This window comes from Pseudonocardia sp. SID8383, from assembly GCF_009864975.1.
Lineage (GTDB): Bacteria > Actinomycetota > Actinomycetes > Mycobacteriales > Pseudonocardiaceae > Pseudonocardia > Pseudonocardia alni.
Window position 1 is genome coordinate 1 of sequence record NZ_WWFY01000216.1, and the last position, 3,546, is coordinate 3,546.

The following is a 3,546-nucleotide window of genomic DNA, read 5'->3' on the forward strand; positions in this document are numbered from 1 at the left end:
CGGTCACCGACGCCGCGCCCGGCGTCCGTTCCCTGGAGCTCGCCGCCGCACCGGGGACCGGGCCGCTGCCCGCGGCCCCGCCCGGCGGCCACATCGGCGTCGAGTGGGCGCCCGGCCGCTGGAACTCCTACTCGCTGACCGAGCCGTCCCCCGCACCCGACCGCTGGCACGTCTCGGTCGCGCGACGACCGGACTCGCGCGGCGGCTCGGTGTGGGCGCACGGTCTCGCCCCGGGCGACGCGGTCGTGGCGACGACGCCGCGCAGCTCGTTCCCGCCGGTCGACACCGCGCGCCATCACCTGCTCGTCGCGGGCGGGATCGGGGTGACCGCGGTCCTGTCCCACGCCCGCTGGCACGCGTTCTGGGGGAACCCGTTCACGGTGCTCACCGTCCACCGCCCCGGTCCCGCGCCCCACCGCGACGAGCTGCGCGCGCTCTGCGGGGACCGGCTGGTCGAGGCCACCGGCCGCGTCGAGGCCCACACCGCGCTGGAGCGGCTGCTGACCACGGCACCGTTCGGCAGCCACGTCCACACCTGCGGCCCGCCCGGTCTGATCGCCGCGGCCGCGCGGACCGCACGCGCCGCGCACTGGGTCGACGCCCGCATCCACGCCGAGGCGTTCGTCCCCGAACCCGGTCCCGGTACCCCGTTCCGTGCGGTGCTGCGCCGCAGCGGTCGCACGGTCGAGGTCGGTGCCCGCGAGACCCTGCTCGACGCCGTGCACCGCGCCGGGGTCGCCGCGCCCGCGATGTGCCGGCGCGGTGTCTGCGGCGAGTGCGTGACACCCGTCGTCGACGGTCGGGTGGAGCACCGCGACACGGTCCTGACCGCCGACGAGCGCGCCGACCGGATGGCGCTCTGCGTGTCCCGCGCCGCCGGGACGGCACTGGAGCTGGACCTGTGACCGGCGTCGACGACTACCCGTTCCCGCTGCCGCACCCGACCTACCGGATCAGCGCGAACGTCGAACCGGCCGGGGTCGAGCGCCGTACCGAGGCCGGCTGCTGGGGCGCGCGGATCGTGCACGACGGCCCGGACCGTCCCGCCGTCGCCGCCGAGCGCGCGTCGACCCTGGACCGCGAACCCGCCCGGTTCGTCGCCGCACCGCACGCCCGCGCCTCCTGCTGGGACGCCTGCCTGTACCTGCTCGGGCGCCTCGCCGCCGAGCAGCCCGGCAGCTGCTCCCTGACCCGCACCCCCGGCCGGACCGGCGGAACGGGCGGCCGGCGGTTCCGTGACGCGGCCACCGGCACCGACCAGGAGTTCGTGTTCGGCGACGACGCCACCCTGCCCGAGCACCCGTTGCGCTGGGTGTCCCGGCTCGTCGCGGAGGACGTGGTGGTGCTCGGCGCCCGCGACGACGCGTTGTGGCTCGACGCCGGTGCCGTCGCGTTCGCCTCGGTCTGGTCGCTCGGGTTCGACGCCGGGATGAGCTTCCGGGAGCTACACGGCCCGGTCCCCGGCAACGGTCCCGGCGGGGTGTTCGAGCGCGCCGAACGCTTCCTGCTGCGGCTGCACCCCGGCGAGGCCTACCGCCGGCTGAACTGGGGGCTGCAGCCCGACGACCGCCGCGACCTGTCCCTCGACGCCGCCCCGCTGTGGCAGCCCGCCCGGACCCGGCTCGACCTCACCGACCCCGGCAGGCAGATCCACCTGCGCACCGAGGTGCAGCACCTGGTGCGGCTGCCGCTGACCGGCGCGGTGCTGTTCCTGATCGGTGTCCGCCTGCTGCCGCTCGACGAGATCGCGCGGGTACCGGCCTGGCGCGAGCGCCTCGCGTCGGTCCTGGAGACACTGTCGCCGGAGGTCGCGGAGTACAAGGAGCTGGAGCCGCTGGCCTCGATCGCCGCGGAATGGTTGCGCGCCGGGTCCTGACCGGCGGTGGCGGCCCCACAGCCCCGTCCCCCTCACGACTCGCCCCGAGCTGTCGGCCCCCTCGGCCACACCGATACGGGCACACGTTCGAGCAGGAGGCCGCGCCGCCCGACCACCCACCGCCCGAACGCGACCGACAGCCGCTAGCCTCGCGCGCCGTGACCGACGCGCCCCGAACCACCGTGCTCGACCTCGTCGCCGACCCCGGGCTGCCGACCGAGCTCGCCCACCGGCTCGTCCGCGACCTGCCCGCCGCGCTCGGAGAGCACGACGACGCCCGCTGGGAGGTCCGTCTCGCCGACGAACCGATCGTCCTGGACGAGCGCGGCGCGCTACCCGCTCTCGACATCGGCGACCGGGTGCGCGAGCGGGACGGCGCCGACGCCGTCGTGCTGCTCACCGACCTGCCGCGCCGCTCCGGGGCGGATCCGGTCGTCGCCGACGGCGGGACCGGCCACCGGGTGGGCCTGGTGTCGCTGCCCGCGCTGGGCGCGATCAACCAGTACCGGCGGTGCCGCGACACGGTGGTCCGTCTCGTGACCGGGCACCTGGTGCCCCCCGACCGCGCGGGCGCCGAGGAGGGCGGGGCGCCGGACGCCGGTCGTGCGGGACCGCTGACCCGGATCGACTCGGGGCCCCGCGCCGGGACCGACGGCGACCACCGCGACCAGGACCGCGAGCAGAAGCGCGACCGCGATCGGGACGACCGGGCGGACGGCGACGCCGCCCGGCGCGGGCCCGCGGACGACTCCGATGCCGGCAGCGGCGGGGTGGAGGACGACATCGACGTCCGCCTCGCGCTGACCGGGCTCCGCGGGCGGGTGCGGCTGCTGGCCGGGATGGTCCGCGCGAACCGTCCGTGGCGGCTGGTACCGAGCCTGTCCCCCGCCATCGCCGCGGCAGCGGCCGGGGCCGCGTTCGGGATCTTCTACTCCAACATCTGGCAGCTGGCGACCGCGCTCGGGACCGCCCGGCAGGTGACGGTCATGCTGATCGCCCTGGTCGGGATGACCGCGTGGCTGATCCTCGACAACCGGCTGTGGGAGTCGCGACGGCACCGCTCGCTGCGCGAGGAGATGCTGCTGTCGAACCTCTCGACGGTGATCACCGTGGCGTGCGGGGTGCTGACGATGTTCGCGCTGCTGTTCGTCCTGGCCCTGGTCGCGGCGGTCCTCGTCATCCCGCCGGACTACCTGTCCTCGACGCTGATGCGCGAGTCCGGGCCGGACGACTGGATCATGATCGCCTGGTTGTCGACGTCCATGGGGACGGTCGCCGGGGCACTGGGTTCCGGGTTCGCCGACGACGGCGCGGTCCGCCAGGCCGCGTACAGCCGCCGGGAGCAGGAGCGGCGGGCACGGCTGGACCGGGCCGACGACGGTGACCGCGGCAGGGACACCCCGGCCTGACCGACACCGGCTCCGCCCGGCGCCGGCAGCGGTCGTGACGGCCGGACCGGCGGCGCAGCGGGCCGCTGTGCGGTGCGGTGCGGTGAGCCCGGAACCGGCGTGGATCCGGCGGGTCAGCCCTCGACGAGGGCGTTCCGCAGAACGCGCAGCGCCGCGGCGTCCCGCGCCTGCCCGTCCGCGGCGGCGTCGAGCCGGGCGACCAGGTCCGCAGGCAGGTCGAGCACGATCCGGACCGGCGCCACGTCCGACTCCGCGCTCGGG

3 protein-coding genes are annotated in these 3,546 nt (G+C 76.5%); all 3 read left to right on the forward strand.

The features are described 5' to 3' along the window. Positions 1–905, forward strand: a 905-nt coding sequence (locus tag GTW08_RS05335; RefSeq protein WP_346009854.1) for a PDR/VanB family oxidoreductase, incomplete at its 5' end; no start/stop codon positions are given. Continuing rightward, positions 902–1,876, forward strand: a complete 975-nt coding sequence (locus tag GTW08_RS05340) for a heme-dependent oxidative N-demethylase subunit alpha family protein (RefSeq protein WP_073575076.1) — start codon at positions 902–904, stop codon at positions 1,874–1,876. The genes GTW08_RS05335 and GTW08_RS05340, both read left to right, overlap by 4 nt. A gap of 158 nt (positions 1,877–2,034) precedes the next feature. Next, positions 2,035–3,285 carry a hypothetical protein gene (locus GTW08_RS05345; RefSeq protein ID WP_202416424.1) on the forward strand — a complete coding sequence of 417 codons (1,251 nt, stop codon included), beginning with the start codon at positions 2,035–2,037 and terminating at the stop codon, positions 3,283–3,285. Positions 3,286–3,546: the final 261 nt, after the last annotated feature.